The sequence below is a fragment of the uncultured Corynebacterium sp. genome, from assembly GCF_946998835.1.
Lineage (GTDB): Bacteria > Actinomycetota > Actinomycetes > Mycobacteriales > Mycobacteriaceae > Corynebacterium.
This window is the reverse complement of record NZ_CAMQAZ010000014.1, coordinates 1-15,080: the sequence shown is the minus strand read 5'-3', so window position 1 is coordinate 15,080 and position 15,080 is coordinate 1. Positions and strand designations below refer to the sequence as shown.

Sequence of the window (15,080 nt, the reverse complement as noted above, 5' to 3'; positions counted from 1 at the left end):
CTACCCTTGCTCCGCGTCAGCCTGCGGGGACGCATAACCGCCGTCAGTGGCGCGAACATGGAATACGTCACCAGCCGCAACGAAGTGGCTTGTGCCAGCTTCGTCGGTGACGATCAATTCGCCGTCGGCACGCACGCCAACCGCCTTGCCTACCAGCACGCGCTCCCCCGGCAACTCCACGCGCACGTTCGAGCCAATCGTCGCACACGCCGCTTCGTAATCCCGCAGCAGCCCAGCATCCCCCTTTCGCCACTGCGCTTGACGACGGCCTAGCGCCCGCAGCACACCAGCGGAGATTTCATCACGATCAAGATTGTCCGCCCCCGCCCGGTACAGCGAAATTGCGTGCGGCACAGGCAGCTCATCTTCCTGCAAAGAGACATTGATGCCGATCCCCGGAATGAGGATTGGTGGCACCAGCGACGCGGCCTCAACCAGGATTCCACAGAGCTTTCGGTCGTCGACTAGGACATCGTTCGGCCACTTCAGCGCAACGCGCTCAGGTACAAGCCCTGCAACCTCCACGACGGCGTCCACGACTGCGAGGCCTGCAACTAACGGCAACAGCCCCAGCTGTTCCGGCGCGAGCCCTTCCGGACGCAGCAGCGCGCTAAGAGCAATCGACGCTCCTTTCGGAGCCGTCCAACTACGACTCAGGCGACCACGCCCTGCGGTTTGCTCCGAGGCGATGAGCGCACTGAGATCCACTGCCTGCCCCGTTGCCGCCTGCTTCCGAAGGTCGGCATTGGTCGAACCAGTGGTCTCGACAACCTCAATGGAATTCCAGCCCGGCGCGGCTGCGCGCACACGGGTGACATCAAGGGGCTTGCGGGAAGCAATAATTCGCGGGTCGGTCATGCACAGCAGTCTAGCGCCATCACGGGATTGACTACTTCGACACTAACTTTTTCGTATTCAGCTACGTGAGAAGCGTCACATATCATCCTCTTTACTATTTTCCCTTCCAAACACTACATTCCATAACATGACATTTTCCTCACGTTTTGCGGTAGAGCCTCCAACGACCGCGTCACTCAATGACGACCTCTTGCGCCGACGCGCTTCAGCGCAGACCCCGCTTGGACCGCGCAGCTACGACAAACTCAAAATTGCCGAGCGCATGAATGCCCGCGAGCGTATTGACTACCTGCTCGATAAAGGGTCCTTTGTCGAATTTGACGCATTAGCCCGACATCGAACCAGTGCGTTCGGGCTGGAGGCCAAACGCCCAGTAACTGACGGGATCATTACCGGCTGGGGAACAATCGACGGCCGCGAAGTCTGCGTTTTCTCCCAAGACGGGACCATTTTTGGTGGTGCCCTCGGAGAGGTGTACGGCGAAAAAATGGTCAAACTCCAGCAGCTAGCTATCACCACCGGACGTCCGCTTATCGGGATGTACGAAGGTGCTGGCGCCCGCATTCAAGATGGCGCGGTCTCGCTTGACTTCATCGCTCAGACTTTTCACCACAATGTCCGAGCCAGTGGTGTCATCCCACAGATTTCAGTCATCTTCGGCGCATGCGCGGGCGGGAATGCTTATTCTCCAGCGCTGACCGACTTCGTTGTCATGGTTGAAGACAACTCCCGCATGTTCGTCACCGGCCCCGATGTTATTGAGACGGTCACCGGCGAAAAGATCGGCCAGCACGAACTCGGCGGCGCCGACACTCACATGGAAATCGCCGGCAATTCCCACTACACCGCCACGAGCGAGCAAGATGGCCTCGATTGGGTCTGCGATTTGCTCGACTACCTGCCTGACAACACGACTTCCCGCACGCCCAGCTGGGACTCCGATGGCAGCGATGACATCACCGACTCGGACCGCGCCCTCGACCACCTCGTCCCCGACGCGCCGTCGACTCCATACGACATCCATGACGTTATCTACGCGCTTTGCGACGATGCGGAGTTCCTGGAAATTCAGGAAAACAGGGCAACCAATATCGTAATTGGACTAGGCCGGATTAATGGCCAATCAGTGGGCTTTGTAGCCAATCAACCTATGGAGTTTGCCGGCTGCCTGGATATTGACGCAGCCGAGAAAGCCGCCCGCTTCGTCCGCACTTGCGACTGCTTCAATATTCCGCTTGTCTTTCTTGTCGATGTGCCCGGATTCCTCCCTGGAGCACACCAAGAACATCAGGGAATTCTGCGCCGCGGCGCCAAACTGCTCTACGCATATGCAGAGGCCACCGTTCCCAAAATTACCGTCACGATACGCAAGGCCTACGGCGGCGCGTACTGCGTCATGGGATCAAAGGGGCTTGGGGCAGATGTAAACCTCGCATGGCCGACGGCCCAAATTGCCGTTATGGGAGCCTCCGGTGCGGTGCGTTTCCTTCACCGTGCTGAGATTCAAACTGCCACAGAAGCAGCCATCGCAATGGACCCAGCAGCGGATAAGTACGGCATTCCCGAAAGCGTAAAGAAACTCATTGCAGAATTGGAGGCGGAGTACGAACACCACATGCTCACGCCCTACCGTGCCGCCGAACGGGGGCTAATCGATGAAGTCATCCTCCCCTCCGAGACACGAACTCGGGTGATGAAAAATCTGCGCCTTCTAACTACCAAGAAAGTCCCTTGGCCTGCACGCAAGCACGGCAACATTCCACTGTAAGAGCAGGCTTTTTACCGCGAAACAACCGAGTGGCTACCCCTACTTTTGTTAACAGCGATTGCCCCCAACTACCTCCCCCCGTTTTCGAAACGTAAACTAGATGGCATGACGACTGCCGCAAATACATCAACCGGTGAAACCCCGGATTTGACCACTACTGCTGGAAAACTGGCCGATCTGCGTGCCCGCCTCGCAGAAACCCAGGCCCCAATGGGCCAGGCCAGTATTGACCGCGTCCACGACAAGGGCAAGATGACCGCTCGTGAGCGCATCGAGTTCCTCTTGGACGAGGGCTCGTTCGTGGAGGTTGACGCTCTCGCACGTCACCGCTCCAAGAACTTTGGCCTCGACGCCAAGCGCCCTGTCACTGATGGTGTCGTGACTGGTTACGGCACCATCGATGGCCGCCAAGTCTGTGTCTTCTCGCAGGACGGCGCCATCTTCGGTGGCGCACTCGGTGAGGTCTACGGTGAAAAGATTGTCAAGATCATGGATCTGGCAATCAAGACCGGTGTCCCAATTATCGGCATCAACGAGGGTGCGGGTGCCCGCATCCAGGAGGGCGTTGTTTCCCTCGGCCTGTACTCCCAGATCTTCTTCCGCAACACTCAGGCATCGGGCGTTATCCCACAGATTTCGCTGATCATGGGTGCTTGCGCTGGTGGCCACGTCTACTCCCCGGCACTGACCGACTTCATTGTCATGGTCGATGGCACTTCCAAGATGTTCATCACCGGCCCGGACGTTATCAAGACTGTCACCGGCGAAGAGGTCACTCAGGAAGAGCTGGGTGGCGCTGGTACTCACATGAGCACCTCCGGTACTTCGCACTACACCGCCGCTGATGATGAAGACGCCCTGACCTTCGTTCAGGAACTGGTCAGCTACCTGCCGTCCAACAACCGCGCTGAGGCTCCTCGCATGGAGGCTGAGCCGTTCGAGGGCTCGATTGCTGACAACATCACTGAGACCGACCTCGAGCTCGACACGCTGATCCCGGATTCCCCGAACCAGCCGTACGACATCAAGGATGTCATCACCCGCCTGGTCGACGACGAGGACTTCCTGGAAATTCAGGAGGACTACGCACAGAACGTAGTCATCGGCTTCGGCCGCGTGGAGGGCCGCTCGGTCGGTTTCGTTGCCAACCAGCCGATTCAGTTCGCTGGCTGCCTCGACATCAAGGCATCCGAGAAGGCTGCCCGCTTCGTCCGCACCTGTGACGCCTTCAACATCCCAATCATCATGCTGGTTGACGTTCCAGGATTCCTGCCGGGCACCAACCAGGAGTTCGACGGCATCATCCGCCGTGGCGCCAAGCTGCTGTACGCATACGCTGAGGCCACCGTCCCGAAGATCACCGTCATTACCCGTAAGGCATACGGCGGAGCTTACTGCGTGATGGGTTCCAAGGACATGGGCGCTGACATCAACCTGGCATGGCCGACCGCTCAAATTGCGGTCATGGGCGCTTCCGGCGCTGTCGGCTTCATCTACCGCAAGGAGCTCAAGGCAGCTGCAGCCGAGGGCAAGGATGTCGTCGCACTGCAGAAGGAGTACGAGGCAGAGTACGAGGCCACCCTGGTCAACCCGTACATGGCTGCTGAGCGCGGCTTCATCGACGCGGTTATCCCGCCGAGCGAGACCCGCGGCCAGATCATCGAAGGTCTGCGTCTGCTGGATCGCAAGGTTGTTAACGTACCCGCCAAGAAGCATGGGAACATTCCGCTGTGACCGATTCCACGAACACCCCAGCACCCGAAGACAAGGACGCCGCTGCAGCCCCGGCTGCACCGTTCATGTCCGTCCTCAAGGGCAACCCGTCTGACGCTGAAACCGCCACGCTCGCGCTTCTGTTCGCGGGCATGGCAGCAGCCGGCGGTGCCTCAGAGGATCACGGCCCCCGCAACGACTGGGGTCGGCTGGAAGAGGGCTTCAACCAGCCGCACCAGTATGTGCCGGGCACATTCCGCAACGTCCATTTCTACTAGTACAGCTACCGCTTACTGCGTAGTCGTTACCACACGCTAGCTGCGTCAATCTGCTAATGCGAAGCGCCATCATCGGTTTTTCGGTGATGGCGCTTTTATCTTGGGTTAAGTAGCAAAAAGCGTGTCCGCTCGGTGTGCCGCCGGGTGAGCACCTTTTGCGACTTAGCCTTACTTGGCCCTACTTGGCCCTCAATGCGAGTTAGTGACCGCGTTTATGTCAAAAATTGCCCGAAAAATAGCTTGAAAGAGTTATAAAGTTGCACAGTTTCACATTTGCAGCCCGTTGAGCTGGGCGTGGACCCCGCCTTCCACGCTGTTGGTTGTTGTTGATTTCCCATCGCTTCTGTTCCAGCACACCAATATGCAGCCAACACATGCGGCTACAACATGCGGCCAGTACATGCGGCTACCACATGCGGGTGCCGCTCCAGTGGATTGACCAAAAAACGGGCTTGAAAAAGGCCAAGGCCCAAATAAGGTCCAGGCCCCCTGTTCAAGCGCAATTTACATAACGTGGCCGGCGGGATTGTCTTGAATCAGACACACTTTTGCTACTTAACCCTTTATCTTTGACATTTAAGATTGAAAGCTATGAAAACTAAGTCACTTTCCGCTGGATTATGCGCACTAATGCTGTTCCTCGTCGGGTGCGCTTCCACCGACGATGCCGCCGATACCCCCTCGGATAAATCGGCTGTAGGTTCGGGAAGCGTCGCTAAGCGAATCGTCTCTCTGTCCCCCACTGCTACCGAGACGCTCTATGAGATTGGCGCGGGCGACCAAGTTGTTGCTGTCGACTCGCTTTCCGACTTCCCGGAGAACGCTCCACGCCGTGACTTCAGTGGCTTTACCCCCAACCCAGAAGCCGTGATTGCAGAAGATCCGGATTTGGTGATTGCCAGCGTCGATGCCAACGGCTTGGGCGCGGCACTGGATGCTGTCGACATTGAATTGCTGCTCCTTCCCGCTGCCACAACTTTTGAGCAGGCATACGACCAGATTGAGCAGGTTGGTGAGAGTACCGGCCATACGGATAATGCGCAGAAACTGGTTGGCCGAATGAAGAAAGAGATTGAGGCCACTGTCGACAGTGTTGACCCGGAGATTCGGAATGCGCAGTTGTCTTACTACCACGAAGCGGATCCGACGCTCTACAGCGCTGGCGACACCACTTTTATTGGTCAGGCGTACTCGATGTTCGGCCTGAAATCCGTCGCTGGGCCGGGTGATGATTACCCGCAGCTGACAAATGAGGCAATTATTCAGGCAAACCCGGATTTCATTTTCCTAGCCGACCATGGTGATGCCGGCGGCGTGACCGAGGAAGACGTTGCATCCCGACCTGGTTGGAACGAGATTGCTGCGGTAAAGAACAAGCAAATCATTCCACTAGATCCAAATCTAGCCAGCCGTTGGGGTCCGCGGCTTCCACAGCTTATTCAGGACATTGCCGAGACATTGAAGGCGTACCAGCAGGTGCCGGTACCGGCTCAGTAGCGAGACTCTAGCGACACGTTATCGACACAGTAACGAGACAGTAGCGAGGAATTGTTGTCATTCATTTCCAAAGGCACCGTGCCTATTGCCCTTACCGCAATTGCCTTAGCGGCAACACTTGTGCTGGGCGTGTTCATCGGTGCCGCGCCCCTGCCGATAGCGGGTGTCTTTCACGCGCTCTCTGGTGGCCTCATCGGCGGGGATGAGGCTGCGCTGACTGCTCGAGAGTCGGCAATCCTCTTTAATGTGAGACTTCCCCGCGTAGTGATGGCTGCACTAGTCGGCGCGGCGCTGGCCACAGCCGGTGCGGCTTACCAAGCGGTGTTCCGCAATCCGCTGGCGGACCCATACCTTCTCGGCATCTCTTCCGGAGCCTCCCTGGCCGTGACGGTCGCAATCCTCTTCGGCGTGGCTGCCGCAGCAATCCCACTGGTCGGCTTCCTCGGAGGCGTTCTCGCAGTAGCGGTCACTTACATTGCGGGCACGTCGTTGGGTGACCGTTCCTCCCCAGTTACTGTCATCTTGGCAGGTGTGGCGGTAGCTGCCTTTGCCAACGCAATGCAGCAGTTTCTACTGCAGCGCAACGAAGATTCCCTCCGACAGGTATACGGCTGGATGCTCGGTCAACTCGGTACCGCGACGTGGAAATCCGTACTTACAGTGGCGCTACCGATTGCACTGGGCGTGTGTGTCATCGTCGCGTCGTCACGCAGCCTTGATGTGCTGAGTGTCGGGGATTCCGAAGCAGCGTCACTCGGGCTGAATGTGGAGCTTGTGCGCGTGGTGATGGTCTGCGCTGCCACTCTGATCACCGCCGCTGCAGTGAGCGTGTCCGGACTGATTGGGTTTGTGGGAATCATCGTGCCACACACTTTGCGGCTTCTCGTCGGCCCCGGGCACCGATTATTGCTGCCCCTGGTCGTTCTTGTCGGCGCGATGTTCCTACAGCTAGCGGACATCGTCGGCCGAACTGTACTGGCACCCGCTGAGGTTCCGGTAGGCGTCGTTACGGCTGCAATTGGTGGACCATTTTTCCTCTTTCTACTGCGTCGGTATGGCAAGTCGAGGGGACGCTCATGACTCTTTTTCTGAACTGTCAGCACGTCGAATTCCGCTACCCCGGCGCCGACGACCCATCGCTGCGAGACATTTCGCTATCGGCCCACAAGGGCGAGTGGCTAAGCCTTATCGGCCCGAACGGTTGCGGCAAATCCACCCTGCTGCACTGCATCGCCGGACTCAACCGTTGCCACGGCGATATCGAAATCGCGGGTATTCGCCCACGAAATACTCCACGCCGCAAGCTCGCTCAGAAAATCGCACTCATGCCACAACGCCCAATCGTCCCGGAGGGGCTACGAATCCGCGACTACATCGCTCTCGGTCGCACTCCGTATCGCGGTCGCGACGGCGGAATCGTCGATGCCGTGATGTCTCGTCTGGATTTGGTCGCTTATGCACAGCGCACGCTTAACGACGTCTCGGGCGGCGAACTCCAACGAGTAGTGCTAGCACGCGCCCTGGCACAGGAACCTGATGTCCTGCTTCTCGATGAACCCACTTCCGCCCTGGATATCGGCATGGCGCAACAGGTGATGGAACTGATCGATGATATCCGCCACGAATCTGGGTTAACCGTTATTGCAGCCGTACACGACCTGACTTTGGCGGGCCAGTACAGCGACCGTATTGCACTGCTGTCCGCCGGCCGATTGGTGTGCACTGGCACCCCTAACGAGGTCCTGACAGAAGCCACAATCGCGGAAGTATACGGGGCATCCGTGCAGGTAGAAGAATTGGGCGCTCCGGCTGTGATTCCACAGCGCCCATCGTGGCAGCGGCATTTATTGAAAGACCGCGACTGAGCGAGAAGGATGCCGTCAGTTGGTGACAGCTGATTTGTCCGATTACTGACCTGAACTAGCCCTGGTCAGCTTTAGTTCTCGTCGGCATTAGTTCTTGTCTTCCAGAGAGTCAACGCCTACCACAGCGCCAGCAATGGATTCCCACGATTCCGATGAAGTCCCGACCCCACACATGTTTGCCACAAAAATTAGGCTTTCCCATTCCGACCTCACTAAAATTACAAACTATGAGCAGCCCCCGAATCGTCCTGGCTTCCACGTCTCCTTCGCGACTGCACATTCTGCGCTCAGCAGGCATCGAGCCCGTCACGGTCGCACCCAACGTCAACGAAGATGCCGTCATCGCCGCACTGCCGGACGCATCGTCGGTACGCATCGTCGAGGAACTCGCACAGGCCAAGGCCCACGCTGTCGCCCCGGGCTACCCCAACGACATCGTTATCGGCGGGGATTCTATGCTGCTTCTCGACGGGCAATTGCAGGGCAAGCCCCACACGGAAGAAAAGACCATCGAGCGGTGGCACCAACAGAGCGGCCGGACGGCTGAGCTGATTACTGGTCACTGTGTCGTGACCCCAAAGGGCGAGCACCTTGAGGTGGCGATTACTTCCCTCGATTTCGCTGAAGTCCCAGAAGAGGACATCCGTGCCTATGCAGCGACGGGCGAGCCACTGAAGTGCGCTGGCGCGTTTACCTTGGAGGCTCTAGGCGGCTGGTTTGTCGATGGCATCAATGGCGACTCATCCAGTGTGATCGGACTGTCGCTACCTGTCGTGCGCCGAGCTCTGTATCGCTACGGCTATTCGGTCTCCCAGTTCTGGAATCGGTAGGCATCGCAAGGACGTCGTAAAGCAAAAACCGCACCAAATTGGTGCGGTTTTCTTAGCTGTACAGACTACTTGTTAGCAGCCTCGACGCGCTTGATGGCCTCCTGAGCAACGAGCTCCTGGATACCCATGTCCAGCTCCGAGGTGAAGCCGACGCAGGAGCAGTTGATCTCGCCGAGGACGTAGGTGTCCTCGCCGTTCTCGCCGTCTGCCAGCATGAAGTCAGCGGTCCAAATCAGCGGAATGTTGTCGCCACCGAGGTTCTCGGCGATGACCGGGCGAGCCTCAGCAAACATGTCGACGAGGTCCTGCCACTCTTCCGGCTTGTTGTAGGTGTACTTCGCACCGGAGAACAGAGTTGCCGAGAAGGCGTCACCACCCTCTGCCGGCTTCTTGTGAACCACGAAGACTGGGTGCGGGCCGACCAGCAGAATTCGAATCTCACCCTCGACAATGCGCGGCATGAAGCGCATGTCCACGAGCATGCCGTTATCGCCGATGATGTACTGATCACAGAAGTCCATGAACTCGCCGAGCTCGCGGGTTTCGGTGTGGTTGTCCACAGCCTCAGTGCACTTCAGCTTGGTGTCCAGCGGCAGCGGAGTGCCCGGCTCAACGTTCTTAGCAACCTCTTCGTCAGCGATGCGCACACGCCAGATGCCGGAACCGGTGGAGCCGCGGTTCTGCTTGAGGACGCGCTCACCGTAGGACAGAGAGGTCGGGAAGGTGCTGTGGAATGCCTCGACGTCGTAGTAAGCAGCGGTGTCGGAAGGAACCAGGTCAGTGTCCTTGAGCTTGACCAGTGCGTCCTTTGCACCGTAGGCCATCATCTCGCCCGGGGTGGACATACCGACCAGGCCAGCGACCGAAAGACTAGTCAGAAGCTCAAAGTAGCCCTTCTCACCACCCGGGATGTTGCCCGGATTAACGCGGGAGATGTAGCCGTCGAAGTTCTCGGAGACGTACTTGTACAGGTCGTCCTTCCACTCCGGTCGGTAGTAAACAACCTCAGCGGACCAACCGGCTTCGCGGATGGCGTTGACGATTGGCATGGTGTCCTTGCGGTGTCCGTCGAAGTACTTGTCCGAGCCGCCCTCGATCTCGAATACAACGATGTTCTTGTGCACAGGCACTCCTTTTAAGAAAATACATGGGCAATCCGGCACTCAATCGTCTCAGAAACACAACGAATACCCAGGCAGGTCGCCTGCTCCAGCCCATTTCCAGTAATACGAATCAGCACAGTTTTTGCGCTAACTCTCAGCTAAATTTTAGGACATTGGCGAGCCTTTAGGCGCGCTAGAAAAGCTCCTTTTACCCCCAACTGTGAGGCGTATCCCAGTACTGGCCACGGTCGCAATTATTACCGTCGAAAAGCGCATATACCGGGGACTGTTCCACCGCTTACCGCGTGACCCGTAAACTATATATGCAATTGACGATAAAACGTCAGAAAGTCCCACCCGCCCCAACTTGCGCCAAGGGAGTATCCGATGGCTGTTCCGCACGATCCGCATCCCCAGTTCCAGCAGTACGCCCACCCCGAGCGCCTTGTCTCTAGCTCGTGGCTCGCTGCTCGTCTGGGCTCCCCCGGTCTGCGCGTGGTCGAGTCCGACGAGGACTCGCTGCTCTACGACATCGGACACATTCCGGGCGCGGTTCGCATCGATTGGCATAACGACCTCAACGACCCGGTTCTGCGTGATTACATCGATGCCGAAGGCTTCGCCGAGCTCATGCGTGCAAAGGGCATCTCACGCGATGACACTGTCGTGATTTACGGCGATAAATCCAACTGGTGGGCCGCCTACACTCTCTGGGTCTTTGAGCTTTTTGGGCATCCCGACGTGCGCCTGCTCAACGGCGGCCGAGACGCCTGGATGACCGAAGAACGCGACACCAGCTTCGAGGTTCCGGAGTACCCACGCACCGACTACCCCGTCGTCGAGCGCGACGACGAGACGCTGCGCGCATACTTCAGCGATACTCGTGAGCTCATTGGCAAGGCCCCGCTTATCGACGTACGTACCCCTGAGGAATATGCCGGTGCGCGAACTCATATGGTCGATTACCCGCAGGAGGGCGTTCTACGCGGTGGCCACATTCCGACCGCAGTGAACATTCCGTGGAATCAGTCCGTTCATCCAAACTCCCGCTTCCGCGATCGCGAGGAGCTGGAGCAGATTTACGCACCGGTCCATCTCGAAGATACGGCGATTGTCTACTGCCGCATCGGCGAGCGTTCCGCGCACACCTGGTTTGTTTTGCACCATCTGCTCGGCCACGGCAACGTCCGCAATTACGACGGATCTTGGGTTGAGTGGGGCAACATGATTGGCATGCCCATCGCCCGCGGCTCTGAGCCGGGAAGCATGTAGCCGACTGCTATTAACGGTGGCTATTAACGGTGGAGGATCCCTCCACCGTTACCCCACCGTCACCCCCAGCACGGGATTGCACCTCACCTTACGAATTTCGCTTCCCCCAGTCGCCCCCAGATAAGGGAACTACGATTGCACTCGTTAGCACCGATTTCAATCGAGAACCTAGATTTTTCGCTGAAAATGCCGAGTTCGGACACACCCACACCCGCTTGAACGCTGCTCAAGGCCACAATCCCTACCCCCTTATGTAGCGACCAAAAAGAGGTTGACCGCCCCACCTGTGCCACAATGGAGACATTGGGTCACACGCTGTTAGCTACCGCGTGGTAAACCGCAATGCGGTTCACCACTGCAGTTAACTGCAGTGCTGCTGGTGATTCCTACAAAAGATTGTCGCAACTTTGCCCCGAGGGACAATTCTCGGGGTGCCCACGAAAAATGGAGGATTTCGTGTCCGAGCAGACCACTGAAAAAATCACGAAGGTTCTCGTCGCCAACCGTGGCGAGATTGCCGTTCGCGTTATTCGCGCTGCGAAGGACGCTGGCATTCCTTCCGTCGCCGTTTACGCTGAGCCGGACGCCGACGCTCCTTTCGTGACCATGGCAGATGAGGCTTTCGCCCTCGGCGGCACCACTTCCGCCGAGTCCTACCTGGTCTTCGACAAGATTCTGGACGCCGCAAAGAAGTCCGGCGCTAACGCAATCCACCCGGGCTACGGCTTCCTGTCTGAGAACGGCGATTTCGCTGAGGCTGTTGAGAACGCTGGCCTGATTTGGATTGGCCCGTCGCCGGAATCCATTCGCGCCCTCGGTGACAAGGTCACCGCTCGCCACATCGCTCTGAAGGCCGACGCTCCGATGGCTCCGGGCACCAAGGAGCCGGTTAAGGACGCAGACGAGGTCGTCGCATTCGCCAAGGAGCATGGTCTGCCAATCGCCATTAAGGCCGCTTTCGGCGGCGGCGGCCGAGGCATGAAGGTCGCTCACAAGATGGAAGAGGTCGCTGACCTCTACGAGTCCGCTACTCGTGAGGCCGTTGCAGCTTTCGGTCGTGGCGAGTGCTTCGTGGAGCGTTACCTGGACAAGGCACGCCACGTGGAGTGCCAGGTCCTCGCTGATAAGCACGGCAACGTCGTGGTCGCTTCCACCCGTGACTGCTCCCTGCAGCGTCGTTTCCAGAAACTCGTCGAGGAAGCACCGGCTCCTTACCTGACCCCGGAGCAGGATGAGCGTCTGCGCCAGTCCGCTAAGGACATCTGCCGCGAGGCCGGCTACTACGGCGCTGGCACCGTTGAGTACCTGGTCGGTGCTGATGGCCTGATTAACTTCCTCGAAGTCAACACCCGTCTGCAGGTGGAGCACCCGGTCACGGAAGAGGTCACCGGCCTCGACCTGGTCCGCGAGCAGTTCCGCATTGCTGAGGGCAAGGAACTGTCCATCAAGGAAGATCCGGAGATGCACGGCCACGCTTTCGAGTTCCGCATCAACGGCGAGGACGCTGGCACCAACTTCATGCCGGCTCCGGGCACCATCACCAAGTACGTAGAGCCGTCCGGCCCGGGTGTCCGCATGGACACCGGCATTAAGGAAGGCGACGTCATCGGTGGTCAGTTCGACTCCATGCTGGCCAAGCTGATTGTCTGGGGCGAGACCCGCGAAGAGGCTCTGCGCCGTTCCGCTCGTGCTCTGTCCGAGTACCAGGTTGAGGGTCTGGCAACGGTCATTCCGTTCCACCGCCACATTGTTGAGAACCCGGCCTTCGTCGGCGACGGTGAGAAGTTCGATGTCTACACCAAGTGGATCGAGGAGGAGTGGGATAACCCAATCGCTCCGTACGACGGCGACTCCGACGCTGACACCGATAACGTCCCGGCCCAGAAGGTTGTTGTTGAGATTGACGGTCGCCGCGTCGAGGTAGCCCTGCCGGGCGACCTGGCTCTGGGTGGCGGCAACGGTGGTGCCAAGAAGAAGAGCAAGAAGAAGCGTGCTGGCGGTTCTAAGAAGGCTGCTTCCGGTGACGCCGTGGTTGCTCCGATGCAGGGCACCGTCATCAAGGTCAACGTCGAAGAGGGCCAGGAAGTCTCCGAGGGCGACACCGTGGTTGTTCTTGAGGCCATGAAGATGGAGAACCCGGTCAAGGCTCACAAGGACGGCGTTGTCACCGGTCTTGCTACCGAGGCTGGCTCGGGTGTCGGCAAGGGCGATGTCCTGATGGAACTGAAGTAGTCCTAAAGCTCAAGGCGGGGCTGGTTGCGAAGAGATTCGCAGCCGGCCCCGCTTTTGTACTTCCACCCCTCCCCCACAAACTTAAACACTGTTCAGGAGTGTCTAGAGTGGACGGTATGGAACCCATGGAAGTAAATGCTGGCCGCTTCTATTGTCGCCCCCTGCGCCACGACTCCCGCGTCGATGACGCCCCCGTCGCGACTCAGCTGCTCGAAAATCTCGCCCCAGACTCCGTCGCCGAGTTCCTCCGGGACTCCACCACCGATTGGGAAAACGACACCGCCTACCGCTTCGCGGTTGCCGAGCAGACGAACGTCGAAATGCTCGCACTAGCAACCGTCGAGGTTGTCGATGCCGACCACGTCAGCATCACCGTCCGCCCCGCCGGCGATCCCGCACGCGTACTGCCTAACGACGATCAGGTTCTCACCAAGGTAACCGTCGCCGACGGTGTCGAAGCCGCCGAAAAAGCCCTCCACCGATGGGCAGAGGGCTTCTTAGGCAAAAAGATCAGCTAGCTGGGGTGGCGACTGTAAACGGTCAACCCTACGCGTCGGAACGCAGCAAGTAGATATCCATAATCCAACCGTGCTCCGCGCGGAGCTTCTTCTTTAGCTCCGCAATCTCCTCGCCGACGTCACCGACGCGACCACGGCGTAGCGTCTCCAGCTCCGTTCCCAGGAATGCGCCCCAGAGAATCTCTTCCTCCGAATCAGCATGTTCTAGCCACGCTGCACCACCATCGAGCATCACCACCGCATCCGCGCCAGGAGCACGTTCTCCCAGACGCCGACCAGTGGTAATTAGTACCGGCTTCCCAATCTGATTCAGGCACTCTCCATGCGCTGCAGTCAACGCGGAAATCGCCGTCACACTGGGAATAACTCGCGAACGCACCTCCAAGCCGAGATCACGGACACGCTGCAAAATCCGCAACGTCGAGTCATACAAGGAGGGGTCTCCCCAGACCAGGAATGCACCACGGCGCCTTCCTTCTCGTCCGAGGTGGGCGACGAAGGCGTCGGCAAGCAGCTCTGCGCGGCGTTGGTGCCAGTCACGAACGACTGCACCGTAATTGTCGGGCGTGCGGTCACGCGGTGGGTCAGGAACGGCGACGAGTTCGACATGCGGCGCATGCTTATCGACGATTGCCTGTCGCGCGGCCAACAAGTCTGCTTTGGCATCGCCCTTGTCGAGAGCAAAAACTACGTCAACATCGGCAAGAGCGCCGATAGCCTCGAGCGTAATGTGACTCGGGCTACCGGCGCCGATTCCGATGACGTCTACATCGACATACCCGCTGTACACAGGGCTCTCTGCCTGAGCGCGGGCTGCGTCGTTGTGACTAGTGATTGGTCGGATCCCCCTCGTAACCGAACTGTTCAGCCATCTCATCCGGAGACAGACCAGCCATCGACCCCTCGAGATTGGCCGAAGCGGCCTGCTTCAGGTAAATCTCACAAGCATTGGCCATGTACTTGGAGTCATACACGTTCATCTCCAGAATCGGAGTCAACGTGCCATCATCTTCCATGCGCGAAACCAGAAGGTGCGGCTGGGCCGAGTCCGTGGTCATCGAGCACTTAATCTTGACACCGTTGACATCCGTGAAAGTTGGCTTAATCATATTGTCATCCTCCTCCAAAACAGCGACCGGAAAATAA

Annotated in this window: 14 protein-coding genes; 10 read left to right on the top strand and 4 right to left on the bottom strand. The window is 58.4% G+C overall.

Annotation, left to right across the window (positions count from 1 at the left end; all coding sequences use genetic code 11):
• Positions 1-858: a biotin--[acetyl-CoA-carboxylase] ligase gene (locus Q0U90_RS06240; protein WP_297452642.1), complete on the bottom strand. Its 858-nt coding sequence runs from the start codon at positions 856-858 to the stop codon at positions 1-3.
• Positions 859-985: 127 nt separating this feature from the next.
• Between Q0U90_RS06240 and Q0U90_RS06235 the strand changes: the two genes are divergently transcribed.
• From Q0U90_RS06235 to Q0U90_RS06205, 7 genes are all read left to right on the top strand, one after another.
• The gene (locus Q0U90_RS06235; RefSeq protein ID WP_297452640.1) at positions 986-2,626 is read left to right on the top strand and encodes an acyl-CoA carboxylase subunit beta; all 1,641 of its coding nucleotides are present in this window, start codon (positions 986-988) and stop codon (positions 2,624-2,626) included.
• Positions 2,627-2,731: 105 nt separating this feature from the next.
• Positions 2,732-4,360 (top strand): acyl-CoA carboxylase subunit beta, encoded by a 1,629-nt coding sequence (locus Q0U90_RS06230; protein ID WP_016423283.1) that lies wholly within the window; start codon positions 2,732-2,734, stop codon positions 4,358-4,360.
• Positions 4,357-4,617: an acyl-CoA carboxylase epsilon subunit gene (locus Q0U90_RS06225; protein ID WP_297452635.1), complete on the top strand. Its 261-nt coding sequence runs from the start codon at positions 4,357-4,359 to the stop codon at positions 4,615-4,617. Before Q0U90_RS06230 ends, Q0U90_RS06225 begins: the two co-directional genes overlap by 4 nt.
• Positions 4,618-5,208: 591 nt before the next feature.
• A complete protein-coding gene (locus Q0U90_RS06220) occupies positions 5,209-6,114 on the top strand; it encodes an ABC transporter substrate-binding protein (protein ID WP_297452633.1) in 906 nt (301 codons plus the stop codon).
• Between the two features lie 78 nt (positions 6,115-6,192).
• Complete coding sequence (locus Q0U90_RS06215) at positions 6,193-7,194, top strand: iron ABC transporter permease (protein WP_297452631.1); 1,002 nt, start codon at positions 6,193-6,195, stop codon at positions 7,192-7,194.
• Positions 7,191-7,979 (top strand): ABC transporter ATP-binding protein, encoded by a 789-nt coding sequence (locus Q0U90_RS06210; protein ID WP_297452630.1) that lies wholly within the window; start codon positions 7,191-7,193, stop codon positions 7,977-7,979. The genes Q0U90_RS06215 and Q0U90_RS06210 overlap by 4 nt, the downstream gene beginning before the upstream one ends.
• Before the next feature lie 227 nt (positions 7,980-8,206).
• A complete protein-coding gene (locus Q0U90_RS06205) occupies positions 8,207-8,809 on the top strand; it encodes a nucleoside triphosphate pyrophosphatase (protein WP_297452627.1) in 603 nt (200 codons plus the stop codon).
• A gap of 65 nt (positions 8,810-8,874) precedes the next feature.
• On the opposite strand, the gene Q0U90_RS06200 is transcribed toward Q0U90_RS06205, so the two are convergent.
• Positions 8,875-9,933 carry a Cj0069 family protein gene (locus Q0U90_RS06200; protein WP_297452625.1) on the bottom strand — a complete coding sequence of 353 codons (1,059 nt, stop codon included), beginning with the start codon at positions 9,931-9,933 and terminating at the stop codon, positions 8,875-8,877.
• Positions 9,934-10,299: 366 nt separating this feature from the next.
• Between Q0U90_RS06200 and Q0U90_RS06195 the strand changes: the two genes are divergently transcribed.
• From Q0U90_RS06195 to Q0U90_RS06185, 3 genes are all read left to right on the top strand, one after another.
• A complete protein-coding gene (locus Q0U90_RS06195) occupies positions 10,300-11,184 on the top strand; it encodes a sulfurtransferase (protein ID WP_297452623.1) in 885 nt (294 codons plus the stop codon).
• A 444-nt stretch (positions 11,185-11,628) separates the two neighbouring features.
• Complete coding sequence (locus Q0U90_RS06190; protein ID WP_297452621.1) at positions 11,629-13,416, top strand: acetyl/propionyl/methylcrotonyl-CoA carboxylase subunit alpha; 1,788 nt, start codon at positions 11,629-11,631, stop codon at positions 13,414-13,416.
• Positions 13,417-13,532: 116 nt separating this feature from the next.
• A complete protein-coding gene (locus tag Q0U90_RS06185; protein ID WP_297452619.1) occupies positions 13,533-13,934 on the top strand; it encodes a hypothetical protein in 402 nt (133 codons plus the stop codon).
• A 28-nt stretch (positions 13,935-13,962) separates the two neighbouring features.
• Here the strand turns inward: Q0U90_RS06185 and cobF are convergent, their stop codons facing one another.
• Positions 13,963-14,811 carry a precorrin-6A synthase (deacetylating) gene (cobF, locus tag Q0U90_RS06180; RefSeq protein ID WP_297452617.1) on the bottom strand — a complete coding sequence of 283 codons (849 nt, stop codon included), beginning with the start codon at positions 14,809-14,811 and terminating at the stop codon, positions 13,963-13,965.
• On the bottom strand, positions 14,762-15,080 hold a 319-nt coding region (locus Q0U90_RS06175; RefSeq protein ID WP_297452615.1), incomplete at its 5' end, for a hypothetical protein. The genes Q0U90_RS06175 and cobF, both read right to left, overlap by 50 nt.

Bases quoted from the DNA above. Each gene is read 5' to 3' on its own strand.
- Q0U90_RS06240 (WP_297452642.1), bottom strand. From the start codon at position 858: ATGACCGACCCGCGAATTATTGCTTCCCGCAAGCCCCTTGATGTCACC.
- Q0U90_RS06210 (WP_297452630.1), top strand. From the start codon at position 7,191: ATGACTCTTTTTCTGAACTGTCAGCACGTCGAATTCCGCTACCCCGGC.
- Q0U90_RS06235 (WP_297452640.1), top strand. From the start codon at position 986: ATGACATTTTCCTCACGTTTTGCGGTAGAGCCTCCAACGACCGCGTCA.
- Q0U90_RS06185 (WP_297452619.1), top strand. From the start codon at position 13,533: ATGGAACCCATGGAAGTAAATGCTGGCCGCTTCTATTGTCGCCCCCTG.
- Q0U90_RS06205 (WP_297452627.1), top strand. From the start codon at position 8,207: ATGAGCAGCCCCCGAATCGTCCTGGCTTCCACGTCTCCTTCGCGACTG.
- Q0U90_RS06220 (WP_297452633.1), top strand. From the start codon at position 5,209: ATGAAAACTAAGTCACTTTCCGCTGGATTATGCGCACTAATGCTGTTC.
- cobF (WP_297452617.1), bottom strand. From the start codon at position 14,811: ATGAGATGGCTGAACAGTTCGGTTACGAGGGGGATCCGACCAATCACT.
- Q0U90_RS06190 (WP_297452621.1), top strand. From the start codon at position 11,629: ATGGAGGATTTCGTGTCCGAGCAGACCACTGAAAAAATCACGAAGGTT.
- Q0U90_RS06230 (WP_016423283.1), top strand. From the start codon at position 2,732: ATGACGACTGCCGCAAATACATCAACCGGTGAAACCCCGGATTTGACC.
- Q0U90_RS06195 (WP_297452623.1), top strand. From the start codon at position 10,300: ATGGCTGTTCCGCACGATCCGCATCCCCAGTTCCAGCAGTACGCCCAC.